Source organism: Streptomyces sp. NPDC059695 (assembly GCF_042733785.1).
GTDB lineage: Bacteria > Actinomycetota > Actinomycetes > Streptomycetales > Streptomycetaceae > Streptomyces.
Genome location: NZ_JBHWFF010000013.1, coordinates 171,616 through 186,721, shown reverse-complemented (window position 1 = coordinate 186,721; position 15,106 = coordinate 171,616). Strand labels below are relative to the sequence as shown.

The following is a 15,106-nucleotide window of genomic DNA, read 5'->3' as shown; positions in this document are numbered from 1 at the left end:
TGTGCGCCAGACCCCCCGGGCGCGGGCGAGGGCGTCCGGCGGCGGGTGCGGGGGGGGGGGGGGCCCGCGCCCCCGCCCCCCCCCCCCCGGCTCGGGGCGGCCCAGATGGGCCGCCATCTCCGTCACGTCGTACTCGGGCCGCTCCAGGAGCAGGCGGTAGACGGCCTCCGTCGACTCCTTTATGCCGAGCGCCTCCAGCATCAGGTATCTCCCCCTCGTCACCTTCCGTGGCGCGACCGGTCGGACTCGTGATCGCGGTCGTCGATGCTAGAGGGGAGGGGTGGTCTAGGTCTAGACCAATCCTGACGAACTCCTGGGTGAACTCCCGTCCAGGGACCCGCGAGCGCGTCGGCCACCGCGCCCACCGCGAAACCGGTCACCAGCAGCGCCAGTTCCACCTGCGGACCGATCCCCACCGCGAGCACCGCGAGCGCGCCCGCGCCCGCCGCCACCGGACCCGCCCACCCGGGCCCGCCCGCCGCCGAGGCCGCCGCCCGCTCCAGCGACACACAGAACGCGAAGGCACCCACCACCAGCGGCACCCAGCCCGTCACCGCGCCGGTCCCCGCGGGACCCCACTGCCACACCACCACCAGTGCCCCCGCCGAGGCGCCCGCCGCGAGCAGCCCGCCGAGCACCGCCCGCGCCGCCGGGCCGCGCCCCGGTCGCCGGGCGAGCACACCGAAGGCCGCGAGGGCCGCCGCGGGGACCGCGTACGGCAGCAGCCCGTACACCCCGTCCACCAGATCACGGTCCACCACACCCGAACCGCCCACCAGGGCGCCCGTGTCCGCGAGCGCCGACCGCAGCGCCGTCACCGTCCCCGCGCCCGCCGCCGTCATCGGCTCCTCCACCGGCACCACCACGACCAGGGCGGACCCCGCGCGGTGCCACCCGGCGGGCGCCGCCGCGAGCAGCACCCCCGGCACCCGCGCCGCCCGCGCGGCCACCGCCGCCGCGTCCCCGCCGCCGGGCACCAGGACCTCCAGCGGGTTCAGCACCCCCGAGGGCACCCCGGCCGCCGCGAGCCGGTCGAGACCGTCCCGGGCCGGACCGCCCGCCACCAGGGTCCGGGCCTCCGGATTGCCGACCCGCAGCTGCGTGGCCGCACCGGTGAGGAGGACGAGCAGGACGAGACCGAGGGCCGGGAGGGCGGCACGAGGGGCACGGGTCGGCCGCAGGGGCGCCGGACGCGCCGGCGACCGCAGCACCGGCGTCAGCGTCAGCGCCGCCGCCGCGCCCACCGCGCAGACCGCGAGGCCCGCCACCCCGACCGACCGCAGGAACGCGGCCGGGAACACCGCCAGGACCGCGCAGGCCGCCGCGCCCGCCGCACTCCCCGTCACCGCGGACCGGGCGGCGGCAGGGCCCGCCGGCTGTGCCCAGCGGTGCACCGACACCACCAGCGCCGTCACCGGCACCAGGTACACCACGACGAAGCCGATCTCCGTGAACCCCGCCACCGCCTCCACCAGGAGCAGCGCCCCCACCGAGGTCACGGCCGCGAGCAGCAGCGGCGCGAGGACCCCGAGCGGCGAGCGGAACGCGAGGACCAGCACGAGGAGCAACCCCAGCGCACAGGCCGCCTTCGCCGCGAGCGCCACCGGACCCGGTCCCGCGAGCGCGCTGTCGTGCTGGAGCGGCAGCACCCCCGTCACCTCGGTCCGGGCCTCGGGCAGCTCCGCCCGCAGCCCCGCGCGCAGCGCCACCGCCGCGTCCTCGACCGCCGTCAGACCCGCCAGGTCCGGCTTCCCCGCCGCCGGATAGACCAGGGCGTACGCCGTCCGGCCGTCCGCGCCGAGGAAGGCCCCGTCGCCCGTCGCCGCGTACGAGACCGTCCGCGCCCCCGGACCCGCCGCCCGGTCCAGGGCCTCCGCGAGCCGGCCGTCCCGGGCCCGTACGTCCGTCCCCGCCGGCCAGGTCACGACCGCCACCAGCGGCGCGACCGCCGCCCCGTTCCCGTACCGCTCCTGCACCGCCCGGTTCGCCGCGTGGCCCGGCCCGCCCGAGGCGGTGAACGACTGGTCCAGCCGCCCCAGGCCGAGCACCGCCGCCGCGCCGCCGAGCAGCAGCACGAGCAGCCACACCGTCCCGACCGCCGGCCGGTGCCGCACCGCCGCCGCGGCCACCCGCTCAGTCCACATCGTCGAGCCGCTTCCTGAGCTCGTCGTCCAGCCGCAGCCCGACCGCGGCCAGCGCCTCTTCCAGCTGCTCCGGCGCGCTCGCCCCGATCACCGGCAGGACGGGCAGCGCACCGCCCAGCGCCCAGGCCAGGACCACCTGGTTCGCGGTCACCCCGAGCTCCGCCGCCACCTCGGCGAGCACCTTCAGGCGCCGCTCCGAACCCGCGTGCCGGTACTGCTCCGGGATCTCCTTGCCCGGATCGGTGTACGCCCCCGTCAGCTGCGTCGTGTACGCCGTGAACGTCAGCTCCGGCCGCGTCCCCAGGTAGTCGAGCAGCTCCTCCGACGCATGCGGGTTCACCCCGAACTCCGCGCCCGGGCGCGGCCGGAGGTACGTGTACCGCTGCTGCACGGCCGCGTAGTCCGGCACGTCGGCTGCGGCCGCGGCGCCCCGCGACTCCTCGATCCGCCAGGCCGCGAAGTTCGAGCAGCCGGCCCGGCCGATCTTCCCCACGTCCACCAGCTCGCCGAAGACCCCCATCGTCTCCGCCACCGGAGTCCTCCGGTCGTCGATGTGCGCGTAGTACACGTCGATCCGGTCCGTGCCCAGGTTCCGCAGGCTCTCGTCCACCTGGCGGCGGACGACCGGCGCCGACAGCCCCTCCGCGCACTCCGGCCAGGCAGAGCCCGGCGGGTCCGGCAGCGCGCCGACCTTGGTCGCGAGCACCATCTCGTCCCGGACGCCCCGGCTGCGCAGCCACCGGCCGATGAGCAGCTCGCTCTCCGCGCCGGTCGCGCCCGGCTCCCAGAAGGCGTACGTGTTCGCGGTGTCGATGAACGTGCCGCCGGCCTCGTGGAACCGGTCCAGGACGGCGAAGGCCGCGGCCTCGTCGATCCGGGTGCCGAACGGCAGGGTGCCCAGGCACAGCGTGGACACGCGCGGGCCCTCGGGGCCGCCCAGGTTCGTGTACTCCATGGTGTCTTCCCTCTCTCTCATACGGTGACGGTCAGTTCCTGGACCAGGTGGTCCGAGAGTCCCTCCGCGTCGCGGAAGCGGTACGAGCCCACCCGGGCGCCGCCGCCGGTGAACGCCCAGTCGATCCGCCACAGCCGCAGCCGCGCGCGGGCGTTCCAGCTGGCCGGCAGGACCGCGCGGCAGGCGCCGATCGCGTCGCGCAGCGACCGGGGCATCCGCCGGATGTCGCCGATGGCGGCGCTGGTGTTGAAGTCCCCGGTCACCAGGACCGGATGCGGGTTGCCCCGCAGGTCGGCGACGAGCGCCGCGTACTCCCGGTCACGGGCCGCCGCCCGGCGCCGCATGTCCCGGAGGAAGGCCGGCCGCAGCGGGTTCGTCACCGTGAGCTGCACCGGGATGTGCACGTTGTACGTCGACAGGACGCGGCCCCCGGCCCGCAGGTCCACCCGCAGCGAGCAGGCGCCGACCGGCACGGGCGGCCCGGCGGGCGGGAAACGGGACAGCGTCACCGAGTTGTTGCCGACGGCCAGGTGATGGCGGGGGAACGCGGCCCGCAGCCGCTCCTCGTCGTCGATGTCCCAGACCTCGCCGCCCTCGAAGCCGTTCAGGTACTCCTGGAGGACGTACACGTCGGCGTCGAGCGCCCGCAGGAAGGCGTAGAAGCGGTCGGGGTCGCCGCCCTGGTTCCAGTGCTGGGTGTTCCAGGACACCAGCCGCAGACCGTCCTCCCCGGGGCCCCGCGCGAGGGACCCCCGCAGGTTGATCCCGTTCTGCGGCCAGGCCGCCAGGAGGCAGCCCGCGGCGAGCGCCGCCGCCGCCCGTCCGCCGGAGGCCACGGCGGCGGCGAGCAGGACGAGCGGGACGAGGGCGAGCGCGACCGGCGGCAGCAGCGAGACCGCGAGCCACGGCCACCAGCGGCCGTTGAGCACCAGGTGCAGGGCCAGGAACACCGCCCAGGCGAGGGCACAGGACAGGACCATCGCCGTCATCCGCTCCCCGGCAGCGACACCCACAGGTCCTGCACGGCGTGGTCGGACAGCTTCTCCGGCGCCCCGAACGCGTACCGCTCGGCCCGCGCCCCGTTCCCGGTGAACGCCCAGTCGGTCCGCCAGAAGGGCTTCCAGCCGCCCTCCTCCCAGCTCGTCGGGTACGGGTCGGTGCTCACCTCCGCCGCGTCGTCGAGGCGCTCCCGCAGCGGGTCGAGGTCCGACATCGCGGCCGTCGCGTTGAAGTCGCCGGCCACCACCACCGGGTTCCGGTTGGCGGCCAGATCGGCCTCCAGGCCCTCGTACTGCGCCCGGCGCGGGGCGAACCGCTCCCGCATGTGCCGGTAGAAGGCGGCCGAGAGGAGACCGTCCGGCATGGTGTTCCACACCGGCATGTGCACGTTGTAGAACGACACCGCGCGCCCCCTCACCAGCACGTCCGTCCGCAGCACCTTGTTCTCGCGGTACTCCGTCGCCCAGCCGGCGCCCGGCGGCACCGCACGGGCCGGGCCCACCGCCGGCTGCCGCAGGATCGGGAACCGGGAGAGCGTCACCAGCTCGCCCCGCACCGCCACCTGGTAGCCGGGGAACTCCCGGCGCAGCCGCGCCAGGTCGTCGATCGGCAGCTTCCCCTTCCGGTCGGCCGTCACGTGCTGGTACTCGTGCAGCAGGTACACGTCCGCGTCCTTCGCCCGCAGGAAGGCGTAGAAGTGGTCCTGGGTGCCGAGCAGCTGGTTCCACGAGTTGGTGTTCCAGGCGAAGACCCGTACCGCGTCCGGGCCGGGCCGCGGCTCCGCCCGCCACAGCGCCGCGGGGTCGAAGCCGGACTGCCCGAAGCCCACGACCAGGGCGAGCGCGGCGGCGGCGAGCGACCGCCACCGGGCCGCGCCCCGGGCGAGCGGGGCGAGGGCCGCGAGCCCGAGCGGCACCAGGGCGAAGACGGCCGGCGGCACGATGCCGACCAGGTGCCCCAGCCAGATCCGGCCGTCCGCCGCCCACTCGACGAGTAGCAGCACGAGCCACGCCAGGGCGGCGCCGAGCACGAGCCGGTCGCGGCGGCGGGGCCGGGCGGGGGTCCCGGCGGCGCGCTCCGGCGGCGCGAGCGTGTCAGCCACGGTCGGCGCCCACGGTCGTCCGCGCGAGGTCCGGGCGCGGCTGCGGGTCGTACAGGTGCCGGAACCGCTTCGAGAGGAGCCACTGCACGCCCGCGACCCCGATCGCCGCGAACACCGTCAGGTTCACCAGGAAGTTGACCGCCACGAAGTACCCCAGGAACAGCCGCCCCCGGTGCCGCCGCACCTCCCGGTACATGTCCAGGTCGCCCCAGACGCCCAGCAGGAACAGCGCGAGCGGGAGCAGCGCCCATCCGGCCCCCCACAGGACCGGCGCGGCGAGCGCGGCGACCGTCAGCGGCGCGGCCAGGCTGGCGCCGGCGCGCGGTCCGGTGACGAAGCCGCCCTGGAGGTGCCGTCGGCCGAGGATGAGCGGCACGGCGAGCCGGGCGCGGGCGAAGACCTTGTCGAGGACGATCCGCACGGTGTCGTCGTGGTCGTGGCGGCCGCGCACCTCCAGGGAGCTGAGCACCGTGTACCGCTCGGAGATCCGGCGCCCGTAGTCCTGGTCCTCGGTGTGCCGCAGGATCGGGTTGAACGGCCCCACCTCGTCGAAGACCCGCCGGGGCATGGCCAGGATCGCGGTGTGGACGGTGTCGATGACCCCCTCGGACTTCAGCAGCAGGTAGTACTGCTGGAGCGAGCGGTACTCCTCGATCAGGCTGTCCCGGATGAGCGGCTCGGGTTCGTAGGTGCCGCAGATCGCGCCGTACCCCTGCCCGGAGGCGAGGAGTTCCACGGACCGGGCGACCGCGTCGGGGTGCATGGCCACGTCGGAGTCGAGGAAGACCAGGATCTCGCCGGAGGAGAGCTCCGCGCCGAGGTTGCGGGCGACCGCGACCCCGCCGTTGACGCCGGTGGAGACCACCCGGGCGCCGGCCGCGGCGGCGATCGCCGCGGAGTCGTCGGTGGAGCAGTCGTCGACGACGAGGACCTCGATGTTCGGGTACGTCTGGGCGAGGGCGGCCTCGACGCACAGGCCGATCGAGCGGCCGTAGTTGTAGTTGGGGACGATGACGGAGACCAGGGGGAGGGACATGATCGGGTGCTCCTAGAAGAGGACCTTGGCGAGGGAGAGGGCTCCCTGCCGCCACGGTTCGACGCTGGTGACGCCCTCGCTCTTCTTCGCGGGGCGGGCGCCGGCGGTGCGCTGCTGCTCGCGCCACCAGGCGTAGGTGCGCAGGATCGCGTCCTGGTTGGAGTGCTTCGGCCGGAAGCCGAGGACGTCCCTCGCCTTGTCGGTGGAGACGAAGCTGTCGTCGAGGAGCTTGTGCAGCAGACGCCCGTAGACGGGGGAGAGCCCGGAGCGCTGGAGCAGGCTGAGCGCGGCGAGCGCGGGCCGCGCGGGCAGCGAGCGGACCCGCTTGCCGTGCCCGGCGGCGTCCAGGACGGCCTGGAAGTCCTCGCGTATCGTGCCGAACTCGGTGGCGCCGAGGTTGAAGGTGTCGTCGGCCCGCTCGGCGGGCGCCTCCATCGCGGTGACGACCGCGTCGACCAGGTCGGCCACGTCGAACATCTGGATGCGGACGTCGCCCCGGCCGAGGACGGGGAAGCCCCGGCCCTCCTCGGCCCACTCGAAGAGCATCGCGAAGAGCCCCATCCGGCCGGGCCCGAGGAAGGTCTTGGGCCGCAGGACCGGCACGCACATGCCCCGGTCCCGGAAGCGCTCCGCGACCTCCTCGGCCTCCGCCTTGGCCGCGCTGTAGGTGTCGACGGGCTCGCGGGGGTACTCCTCGGGCGTCGGCACCACCTTCGGCAGTCCGTACACGGCGGTCGAGGAGATGTGCACGACGCGGGGCACGGCGTTCGCCTCGGCGGCCGTCAGGACCGCCTCCGTGCCGCCGACGATCACTGAGCGGATGGTGTCCGCCGGGTAGCTGGGCAGGGCGGCGGCGCAGTGCACCACCACGTCGGCGTCCGCCGTGGCCCGCTTCATCGTGACGGCGTCCCGGACGTCCGAGACCGTGTGCGTCAGGTTCGCGTGCTCCGTGCGCGGGGCCCGCAGGTCCACGCAGTGCACCTGCCGGCCCTCGTCGAGCAGCCGCTCGATCAGGGTCGATCCGAGCATTCCGGCACCGCCGGTGACCACGATGCGCTCTACCACAGCGACGACACCTTCTCCTTGACGAAACGGGTGAGCAGACGGGGCAGACCCTGGGCCAGGGTCTTGTCGAGGCAGTCCAGGAAGAACTCGACCTCGTGCGGCTCGGCGACCAGCGAGGGGGCGACCATCAGCGGGTTGTCGCCGTTGAGCGTGTAGTACGTGTAGATGCCGTGGTCCCGGTACAGGGCGTTGACCACCGACGAGGTGATGAGCTTGGTGCGGAAGCGCGGATCCTTCGTCATCGCGCCCGGCACCAGCTTCGTCACCAGCTCCAGGACCTTCGGGCCCTTGTGGAGGAAGACGCCGTGCAGCGCGCCGTGGCCGCGGACCTCGGCCACCACGTCCGGGTACTCCTTCGCGATCCGCTCCAGACCGGGGGCGAGGATCCGCTCGATGTCCCGGGCGCGGGCCGGGTAGTCGTCCTCGACGGCCACGTTGACGGCCTCGATGGCGGTGACCGCCTCCTCGCCGAAGCCGTAGTACGTGGTGGAGGTCGACTGCAGCAGGGCGTCCGTGAGGTTGTCGTAGGCCTTGCGGAAGACGGGCTCGCGGGCGACGAACGCGGAGATGGAGGACTTGCCGCCGCCGAAGGACTTCGAGGTGGTGAGGATGTCGGGGACCAGGCCCTCGTACCGCATGAAGTGGAAGAGGGTGCCGGTCTTGCCCCAGCCGGTGTAGATCTCGTCGAAGAGCAGCACGATGTCCTCGGCCGTGCACAGCTCCCGCAGTCCGCGCAGGAACTCCTCCGAGCATTCGTTCATCGTCGACGCCGACAGCGGCTCGATGAGGATCGCGTACACGTCGGACTCGCCCTTGGCGGTGCGCAGTTCGGCCACCAGCTTCCGCACCGACTCCAGGTCCCCGTACCGGAAGATCCCGACACCGGGGATGCCGGGGAACTGGAACCCGGACTGGTTCTGGCCGGTCAGGCTGCCCGAGCCGAGCAGCTTGCCGTGGAAGGAGATGTCGGCCCGCAGCACCCGGGAGCGCCGGCCGCCGTGGTACTTGTACGCCAGCTTCACCGCGCCCTCGACCGCCTCCGCGCCGGAGTTGGGGAAGAACGACATGGTCAGGTCGCCGGGCAGCAGCTCCGCCAGGTTGTGGCCGAGGGCCGCGACGTACGGCGAGAAGTAGGTCTTGTGGACCTCCATGCTCCTGCGCTCCTGGAAGCGCTGCCGGGCGGCGAGGATCCGGGGGTGGTTGTGGCCGTGGTTGAGGACCCCGACGCCGCCGGTGAAGTCGAGGACGCGGCGGCCGTCGCGCTGGGTGATCCAGACGCCCTCGGCGCTCGCGACGAGCTCCTGGCCGAAGCCGAACGAGGTCATCAGGGAGACCTGGCTCTTGTTGACGTGGTCCTTGTAGAGGCCGTGGACCTGCTTGGTCGTCAGCGACTCGCAGTCGTCGACGGTGTAGAGGGCGGTCATGCGCGTTCCTTCGGGTCGGTGGGGGAGCGGCGGGGAAGGGTCAGGAGGAGGGCGGCGCCGCCGACGAGGACCTCGCTGAGGGTGCAGACCACCCGGCTGGCGACGGTGACGGCGGTCGCCTCCTGCCAGGGCAGGACGGCGGTCAGGGCGAGCAGCAGCAGGGCCTCGCGGGCGCCCCAGCCGTCCGGCAGCACCACCACGAGGCTGGCGGCGGCCGTGGCCAGGGCGAAGCCCCCCACGCAGACCGGCAGGGCGGTCAGCGGCGGCGCGCCCAGCATCACGGCGAGCGCCCACAGGTGGAGTCCGCCGACCGCCCAGGAGCCGGTCGCGGAGGCGAGGGCCCGGCGCATGCCCCGGTCGCTCGCCCGGGCTCCGGGGGCGGGCCGGCGGGCCAGGCGCGCGGCGGACGCGGCGAGGCGGTGGAGCAGTACCGGCCGGACGGCGAAGGCGAGGGTGACGGCGCCCGGCAGCACCAGCCACCAGGCCTCGGCGCCGATCGTCCAGGGCGCGGCGAGCGGGCCGACGGCGAGGCCGGTGAGGACGGCCACGATCAGGTTGAGCAGGAAGACGGCGAGCACGACCGGCGCGGGCACCCCGGCCGCACCGCCCATCCGCAGCTGGGCGAGGACGCCCCAGACGGCGCCCGGCACGTACTTGCCGAGGTAGGAGGTGAAGTAGATCCGGGTCGCGGTCCGGCCGGGCACCCGCGGCCCCAGGTCGGACAGGAGGGTCCGCCAGGTGGCCATGGAGAGCAGGACGGCGCCGGCGTTGGCGGCGAGCGCGGCGAGGAGGTACGGGACGGAGCCGGGCCGCAGCACGAGGGCGGCGAGCTCGCCGGCCCGGTCGTACAGGGCGATGCCGATGCCCGTGACGACGGCGACGGGGAAGAGGACGGACAGCGTGCGGCGGAGCCGGCCGCGCGGGGCGGGCGCCTCGGCGGGAGCCGGGGGCGCGGTGGCGGTGAGCGTCATGGGGTCATGACCCCAGGCGGCCGAACAGCCACGCGCCGGCGAGCAGTGCCGACCAGAGCAGGGCGTTGGAGACGGTCATCCGGTCGCTGAACAGGGCCCGGGAGGGGTTTCCGCCGCCCGCGTCGACGACGATCAGCTGGAGGTAGCGGGCGAGCCCGAAGAGCGCGAAGGGCGCGGTGAGGACCGCGACGAGCGGGCCGTGCGTCCCGAAGACCGGGCTGTTCTGGACCTGGAGGACGTAGCTCACCGCCGTGAGGACGGCGGTGAAGGCGAGCAGCTGGTCGAGGAAGCCGAGGGTGTAGCCGCGCAGCGCGGGCCGGTGCAGCACCCCGCCGACCGCCATCTCGTGGCGCCGCTTGCCCAGGATGAGCAGCAGGCACAGGGAGAAGACGCAGAGCGCGAGCCAGCTCGGCACCGGGTTCCCGGTGGCCAGGCAGCCCTGGGCGAGGCGCAGCACGAAGCCGAGGGCCACGATGAAGACGTCGAGCAGCGGGACGTGCTTGAGCCCCTTGCTGTACGCGGCGTTGAGCGCGACGTAGGCGGCGACCGGCCACCAGGCCGCGGGTCCGGCCGTGCCGGTGAGCGCGGTGAGGCCGGCGGTCGTCACGAGAAGGGCGGCGAGCACGGCGGCGAAGGACACGGCGGTCCCGACGCCGATCCGCCCGGCGGCGATCGGGCGGTGCCGCTTCTCCGGGTGACGCCGGTCGCGGTCCCGGTCGCCGATGTCGTTGACCAGGTAGATCAGCGCGGACGCGAGGGTGAAGACGGCGATCGCGGCGAGCGCGCCGCCGAGCGCGGCGCCGTCGGGACGGGTTGCGCCGAGCAGGCCGAGGGGGACGACGACCAGGTTCTTCGTCCACTGTCCCGGGCGGACGAGGGCGGTGAGGTCGGCGAGACGACTGGGCGGACGGGAGGCCGGCGGACGGGCCGCCGGCGCCTCTCGGCCGGTGAGCGTGGGCGTGGCCATGGACGTACTCCTGTGGGGAGGGTCGTACGGGAGGTCATACGGAGGTGGTGGGCGCGGCGGTGGCGGCCCGGCGGCGCACGCTCGGGCCGAAGTCCGGCTCGGTGAGCCAGCGGACGGTGCCCCGGGCGGCGCCGAGGACGATCGCCTGGTGCAGCACGAAGTGCACGGCGGTGAAGTAGAGGAGGAAGCCCGGGCCGCGGGTGCGCAGCGCGAACCGGCTCAGTCCCGGATCGGCGCAGGCGAAGAGCAGCGCGCACAGGGCGGGGACGAGCAGCAGCCAGGGGGAGAGCAGGCCGAGGAGCAGGGTGGGGAGCGTCAGCGCGGCGGCGAGGACGCCGAGCGGCCGGTTGGCGGTGAGGCCGCCCTCCCGCATCTGCCCGAGCGCCGCGATCAGCAGCTGGGAGCGCCGGTACTGCTCCGAGAGCATCGCCCCGAGCCGGTCCACGTCGTCGTGGCGGCCGCGGATCGCCTCGGTCATCAGGATCCGGTGCGTGCGGACGAGCCGGCCGCTGTACTCGACGTCCTCCGAGTCCCGGAGGTTCTCGTCGAAGGGGCCGGTCTCCTCGAAGACCTCCTTGCGGATCGCGCCGAGGGCGAAGAAGGCGGTGCGGACCTCGCCGGCGGCGCGGCGGCGCCAGAAGTGGGCGTGCAGGGCGTGGTAGCGCTCCACGGGCCCGTCGTCGAAGAGCGGCTCGGGGTCGAGGACGCCGTGCACACAGCCGAGACCGGGGTCGTCGCGGAGCAGGTCGGCGGCGTGGGCGAGGGCCTCGGGGTGGAGGGCGGTGTCGGAGTCGAGGAAGAAGAGGACCTCGCCGCGGGCGGCGGCCGCGCCCATGTTCCGGGCGGCGGACACCCCCCGGTTGTGGGGGTTGGCGATGAGGACCACGTCGAACTCGCGGGCGATGTCCCGGGACCGGTCCGTGCTGGCGTCGTCCACGACGATGACGTCGAGCGGCGCGTGGGTCTGCGCGAAGACCGAGGTGAGGCAGGCCCGCAGGGTCTTCTCGTAGTTGTAGTTGGGGATGATGACGGACACGCTGGGACGGGCCCTGGGCATGGGGGTTCCTTGGGTTCCTCGCGGTGGGCTCCCCGTTCGGTGGGGGGTTCAGAGGAGCCGGAAGTCCGCGATGCGGTGGCGGGAGAGCTCGGGGGAGTGGCCGAGGAGGAGCCGGCAGAGCCGCAGCGCGTGGCCGACGGCCTCGATCTCGTCGGGGCCCCGGATGTACAGGGCCAGCCGGACCGTCCGGTCGAGGACCAGCGCCCGGGCGGACTCGAAGCGGTCCTGCGGCCGGGCGACGCGGTGCAGCGTCTCGACGAGTCGTGCGGCGGACGGGGCCGGTGGGGGGTCGGTGTCCGGTGCGGGGTCGTCGTCCGGTTCCCTCATCGAGACGCCGATGAGGTAGATGGGATCAGCCCCAGGAGAAGCCGTCGTTGGCGTCGGTGGGCCGGACGGTCGCGCTGCCGGCCGTGCCGGAGGCGGTGGCCGTGGCTGCGGGCGCCGGCTGGGCCGCGAGGACGAGGGTCAGCGCCGCGGCGGCGGGGACGGTCAGGGCGAGGGCGGCGCGGAGCTGAATGCGGGCGAACGTGGCGAAACGGGCGCTGCTGGGCATGGCGGGGCTGCCTTCCTGGACGGTGCGGAGTGGGGGTCGCGGGGGTGGTTCCCCGGGCCGCTCCCGGGCTCTGCCGGGCGGCTTCGACATGTCCAAGACTGGCCCGCCGGGGGAGCCCTGTCACCGGAATCCGGCTGGCGCCAACCGCGTGGCCGTTAGGGGCCAGTGCGTGCCGCGGGCCTTCGCGCGCCGCCCACCAGGGGGATTCCGGGAGGCGTCACGTTCCTGCCAGGCGGAAGGTGCCCAGGGGCCGTCACGTCGCCGTACGGCCCGCCCGGCCGGGGAAGCGGCCCTTCCGTTCGGAAGCTGCGGTTCCCCCGCCCCGGCGGCCCCGCGGACCCTCCCGTACCGGCCCCGGAAACGCCGGACGGCCGCACCCCCCGCCGGGGTGCGGCCGTCCGGTGCGTGCGGGAGCTCAGCCGTTGGGGCGCTTCAGGCGCGCCACGAACTTGTACCGGTCGCCGCGGTAGACGGACCGGACCCACTCCACGGGCTCGCCCTGGGCGTCCAGGGAGTGGCGGGAGAGCATCAGCATCGGCAGGCCCACGTCGGTGCCGAGCAGTCCGGCCTCGCGCGGGGTGGCGAGGGAGGTCTCGATGGTCTCCTCGGCCTCGGCGAGGTGCACGTCGTAGACCTCGGCGAGCGCCGTGTAGAGCGAGGTGTACTTCACGAGCGAGCGGCGCAGCGCGGGGAAGCGCTTCGCCGACAGGTGGGTGGTCTCGATCGCCATCGGCTCGCCGCTCGCCAGGCGCAGGCGCTCGATGCGGAGCACCCGGCCGCCGGCCGTGATGTCGAGCAGTCCGGCGAGGGTGTCGTCGGCCGTGACGTACCCGATGTCGAGGAGCTGCGAGGTGGGCTCCAGACCCTGCGCCCGCATGTCCTCGGTGTACGAGGTGAGCTGGAGGGCCTGCGAGACCTTGGGCTTGGCCACGAACGTGCCCTTGCCCTGGATGCGCTCCAGGCGGCCCTCGACGACCAGTTCCTGGAGGGCCTGGCGCACGGTGGTGCGGGACGTGTCGAACTCGGCGGCGAGCGTGCGCTCGGGCGGGACCGGGGTGCCGGGCGGCAGGGTCTCCGTCATGTCGAGCAAGTGTCGCTTCAGTCGGTAGTACTTGGGCACGCGCGCGGTGCGGGTGGGTGTCCCGCCCTCTGTCTCCGTGCTGCCCGCGTCCGTGGCCATGGCCTGCCTTCCCGACTCCTGTGCTGCTGCCGTCACCGGCTCCTCCGTCTGTCGCGGCTCACATGGTGGCACGGACCGGTCACGGGTCGTCGCCCTCCCTCAGGTGTCGGTCCGATAACGGACGCGACTGCCCTTCTTATACACCCTTGACACCCCTAAAGGTCTAGGCCAAGCTCCGGGTACTGGTCTAAACCATTAAAGGCCAGGTCCCAGCCCCACGAGCACTACCTGACGTATGTCTTCGCGCGGTGGGCAGGGGTTGCAGGCATCCCTGAGGAGGGTGGCGTGAAGCGTAAGCTCATCGCGGCGATCGGCGTCGCGGGCATGATGGTCTCCATCGCTGCGTGTGGTTCGGACAGTGACAGCGGCAAGGACGGCGGCAAGGCCACGGCCGGCGGCAACAAGACCCTGACCGTCTGGGTCATGGACGGCTCCGCGCCGGACGCCTGGATGACCGAGGTGAACAAGGCCTTCGAGGCCAAGCACCCGGGCGTCAAGGTCAAGGTCGAGAAGCAGATCTGGAACGGCATCCAGGAGAAGGTCACCACCGCCCTCTCCGAGGACACCCCGCCGGACGTCCTGGAGCTCGGCAACACGCAGACCGCCGGTTACGCGGTCACCGGCGGCCTCGCCGACCTGTCGGGCGACAAGGCCACGCTCGGCTACGACGCCTGGAACAAGGGCATGGTCGCCTCCAACGAGCTGGACGGCAAGCTCTACTCCGCTCCGTGGTACGCCGCCAACCGCGTCGTCGTCTACGACAAGGCCGCCTTCAAGAAGGCCGGTGTCACCCCGCCGAAGACCCGCGCCGAGTGGATCGAGGGCCTGAAGAAGCTCAAGGCCTCCGACCCGAAGTCGCAGGCGATCTACCTGCCGGGTCAGTCCTGGTACGTCCTCGCCGGTCTCATCTGGGACGAGGGCAGCGACCTCGCGGTCAAGGACGGCGACAAGTGGAAGGGCAACCTGTCCTCCCCCGAGGCCGTCAGCGCCATGAACTTCTACAAGGAGCTGGCGTCCTACTCCACCGCTCCGAAGGACAAGGACGAGGCCACCCCGCAGCAGTCCACCGACATCGTCCCCAAGGGCGGCGTGTCGTCCTGGATCGGTCTCGGCTGGGAGGCCGGCGGCGCCATCGACGCCATGAAGAAGGCCGGCAAGACGGCCGACTTCGGCTACTTCCCGATCCCGGGCAAGACGGCCGACAAGCCGGGCTCCGTGTTCCTCGGCGGCTCCAACCTCGCCATCGCCGAGCGCTCCCAGAACAAGGACCTCGCGAAGGAGTGGCTGGCCCTCGCCGCCGGCAAGGACTTCATGACGAAGTACGCCACCGCCACCGAGGGTGCGCTGCTTCCGAACACCGACTCGGCGCAGTTCAAGCCGGCCGCGGGCTCCTTCGCCGAGGCCATGGCCGCCTCCTCCGCCTCCGGCAAGGTCACTCCGGTCACCCCGGGCTGGGCCAACGTCGAGACCGCCCCGAACCCGATCAAGGACTACATGACCAAGGTCCTGAAGGGTGAGGACGCCAAGAAGGCCGGCGAAGCGGCCGACAAGGTCATCAACGAGCGCATCAACCAGCAGTAATCCGTAGCCCCGGGTGGGGGGGGGGGGTCTGCGGGCGGCGCGGGGCGCCCCGCGCACGCGGACGGCGCAGAC

At 73.6% G+C, this 15,106-nt stretch carries 14 protein-coding genes and 1 pseudogene; 1 reads left to right on the top strand and 14 read right to left on the bottom strand.

Annotation, left to right across the window (positions count from 1 at the left end):
- The 14 genes and pseudogenes from ACFV2S_RS18665 to ACFV2S_RS18600 form a co-directional block, all read right to left on the bottom strand.
- Positions 1-201, bottom strand: a pseudogene (locus tag ACFV2S_RS18665) (hypothetical protein); the annotation flags it as partial.
- Positions 202-218: 17 nt separating this feature from the next.
- Complete coding sequence (locus ACFV2S_RS18660) at positions 219-2,144, bottom strand: hypothetical protein (protein ID WP_385559880.1); 1,926 nt, start codon at positions 2,142-2,144, stop codon at positions 219-221.
- A complete protein-coding gene (locus ACFV2S_RS18655; RefSeq protein WP_385559968.1) occupies positions 2,134-3,099 on the bottom strand; it encodes an aldo/keto reductase in 966 nt (321 codons plus the stop codon). Before ACFV2S_RS18655 ends, ACFV2S_RS18660 begins: the two co-directional genes overlap by 11 nt.
- A 17-nt stretch (positions 3,100-3,116) precedes the next feature.
- Positions 3,117-4,088 carry an endonuclease/exonuclease/phosphatase family protein gene (locus ACFV2S_RS18650; protein WP_385559877.1) on the bottom strand — a complete coding sequence of 324 codons (972 nt, stop codon included), beginning with the start codon at positions 4,086-4,088 and terminating at the stop codon, positions 3,117-3,119.
- Complete coding sequence (locus ACFV2S_RS18645) at positions 4,085-5,200, bottom strand: endonuclease/exonuclease/phosphatase family protein (protein WP_385559874.1); 1,116 nt, start codon at positions 5,198-5,200, stop codon at positions 4,085-4,087. Before ACFV2S_RS18645 ends, ACFV2S_RS18650 begins: the two co-directional genes overlap by 4 nt.
- Entirely contained in the window at positions 5,193-6,236 is a 1,044-nt protein-coding gene (locus ACFV2S_RS18640; protein WP_385559871.1) for a glycosyltransferase family 2 protein, read from the bottom strand. Before ACFV2S_RS18640 ends, ACFV2S_RS18645 begins: the two co-directional genes overlap by 8 nt.
- 12 nt (positions 6,237-6,248) lie before the next feature.
- Entirely contained in the window at positions 6,249-7,301 is a 1,053-nt protein-coding gene (locus ACFV2S_RS18635; protein ID WP_385559868.1) for an NAD-dependent epimerase/dehydratase family protein, read from the bottom strand.
- Positions 7,295-8,725: an aspartate aminotransferase family protein gene (locus tag ACFV2S_RS18630; RefSeq protein WP_385559865.1), complete on the bottom strand. Its 1,431-nt coding sequence runs from the start codon at positions 8,723-8,725 to the stop codon at positions 7,295-7,297. Before ACFV2S_RS18630 ends, ACFV2S_RS18635 begins: the two co-directional genes overlap by 7 nt.
- Positions 8,722-9,696 carry a lysylphosphatidylglycerol synthase domain-containing protein gene (locus ACFV2S_RS18625; RefSeq protein ID WP_385559862.1) on the bottom strand — a complete coding sequence of 325 codons (975 nt, stop codon included), beginning with the start codon at positions 9,694-9,696 and terminating at the stop codon, positions 8,722-8,724. The genes ACFV2S_RS18630 and ACFV2S_RS18625 overlap by 4 nt, the downstream gene beginning before the upstream one ends.
- A gap of 4 nt (positions 9,697-9,700) precedes the next feature.
- Complete coding sequence (locus ACFV2S_RS18620; RefSeq protein ID WP_385559859.1) at positions 9,701-10,663, bottom strand: UbiA prenyltransferase family protein; 963 nt, start codon at positions 10,661-10,663, stop codon at positions 9,701-9,703.
- Positions 10,664-10,697: 34 nt separating this feature from the next.
- Positions 10,698-11,720 carry a glycosyltransferase family 2 protein gene (locus tag ACFV2S_RS18615; RefSeq protein WP_382867252.1) on the bottom strand — a complete coding sequence of 341 codons (1,023 nt, stop codon included), beginning with the start codon at positions 11,718-11,720 and terminating at the stop codon, positions 10,698-10,700.
- Between the two features lie 48 nt (positions 11,721-11,768).
- Positions 11,769-12,047, bottom strand: a complete 279-nt coding sequence (locus ACFV2S_RS18610) for a hypothetical protein (RefSeq protein WP_369146436.1) — start codon at positions 12,045-12,047, stop codon at positions 11,769-11,771.
- Between the two features lie 25 nt (positions 12,048-12,072).
- Positions 12,073-12,273, bottom strand: a complete 201-nt coding sequence (locus tag ACFV2S_RS18605; protein ID WP_385559854.1) for a hypothetical protein — start codon at positions 12,271-12,273, stop codon at positions 12,073-12,075.
- A 415-nt stretch (positions 12,274-12,688) separates the two neighbouring features.
- Positions 12,689-13,453 (bottom strand): GntR family transcriptional regulator, encoded by a 765-nt coding sequence (locus ACFV2S_RS18600; protein ID WP_383800744.1) that lies wholly within the window; start codon positions 13,451-13,453, stop codon positions 12,689-12,691.
- 285 nt (positions 13,454-13,738) lie between these two features.
- Here ACFV2S_RS18600 and ACFV2S_RS18595 point away from each other — a divergent pair, with 285 nt between their 5' ends.
- On the top strand, positions 13,739-15,034 hold the full coding sequence (locus ACFV2S_RS18595) for an extracellular solute-binding protein (RefSeq protein ID WP_385559851.1): 1,296 nt from the start codon (positions 13,739-13,741) through the stop codon (positions 15,032-15,034).
- The last annotated feature ends 72 nt before the right edge of the window (positions 15,035-15,106 follow it).

Excerpts from the sequence above, each read along its gene's own strand:
- ACFV2S_RS18650 (WP_385559877.1), bottom strand. The coding sequence starts at position 4,088 with ATGACGGCGATGGTCCTGTCCTGTGCCCTCGCCTGGGCGGTGTTCCTG.
- ACFV2S_RS18640 (WP_385559871.1), bottom strand. The coding sequence starts at position 6,236 with ATGTCCCTCCCCCTGGTCTCCGTCATCGTCCCCAACTACAACTACGGC.
- ACFV2S_RS18605 (WP_385559854.1), bottom strand. The coding sequence starts at position 12,273 with ATGCCCAGCAGCGCCCGTTTCGCCACGTTCGCCCGCATTCAGCTCCGC.
- ACFV2S_RS18625 (WP_385559862.1), bottom strand. The coding sequence starts at position 9,696 with ATGACGCTCACCGCCACCGCGCCCCCGGCTCCCGCCGAGGCGCCCGCC.
- ACFV2S_RS18610 (WP_369146436.1), bottom strand. The coding sequence starts at position 12,047 with ATGAGGGAACCGGACGACGACCCCGCACCGGACACCGACCCCCCACCG.
- ACFV2S_RS18615 (WP_382867252.1), bottom strand. The coding sequence starts at position 11,720 with ATGCCCAGGGCCCGTCCCAGCGTGTCCGTCATCATCCCCAACTACAAC.
- ACFV2S_RS18620 (WP_385559859.1), bottom strand. The coding sequence starts at position 10,663 with ATGGCCACGCCCACGCTCACCGGCCGAGAGGCGCCGGCGGCCCGTCCG.
- ACFV2S_RS18655 (WP_385559968.1), bottom strand. The coding sequence starts at position 3,099 with ATGGAGTACACGAACCTGGGCGGCCCCGAGGGCCCGCGCGTGTCCACG.
- ACFV2S_RS18630 (WP_385559865.1), bottom strand. The coding sequence starts at position 8,725 with ATGACCGCCCTCTACACCGTCGACGACTGCGAGTCGCTGACGACCAAG.
- ACFV2S_RS18660 (WP_385559880.1), bottom strand. The coding sequence starts at position 2,144 with ATGTGGACTGAGCGGGTGGCCGCGGCGGCGGTGCGGCACCGGCCGGCG.
- ACFV2S_RS18600 (WP_383800744.1), bottom strand. The coding sequence starts at position 13,453 with ATGGCCACGGACGCGGGCAGCACGGAGACAGAGGGCGGGACACCCACC.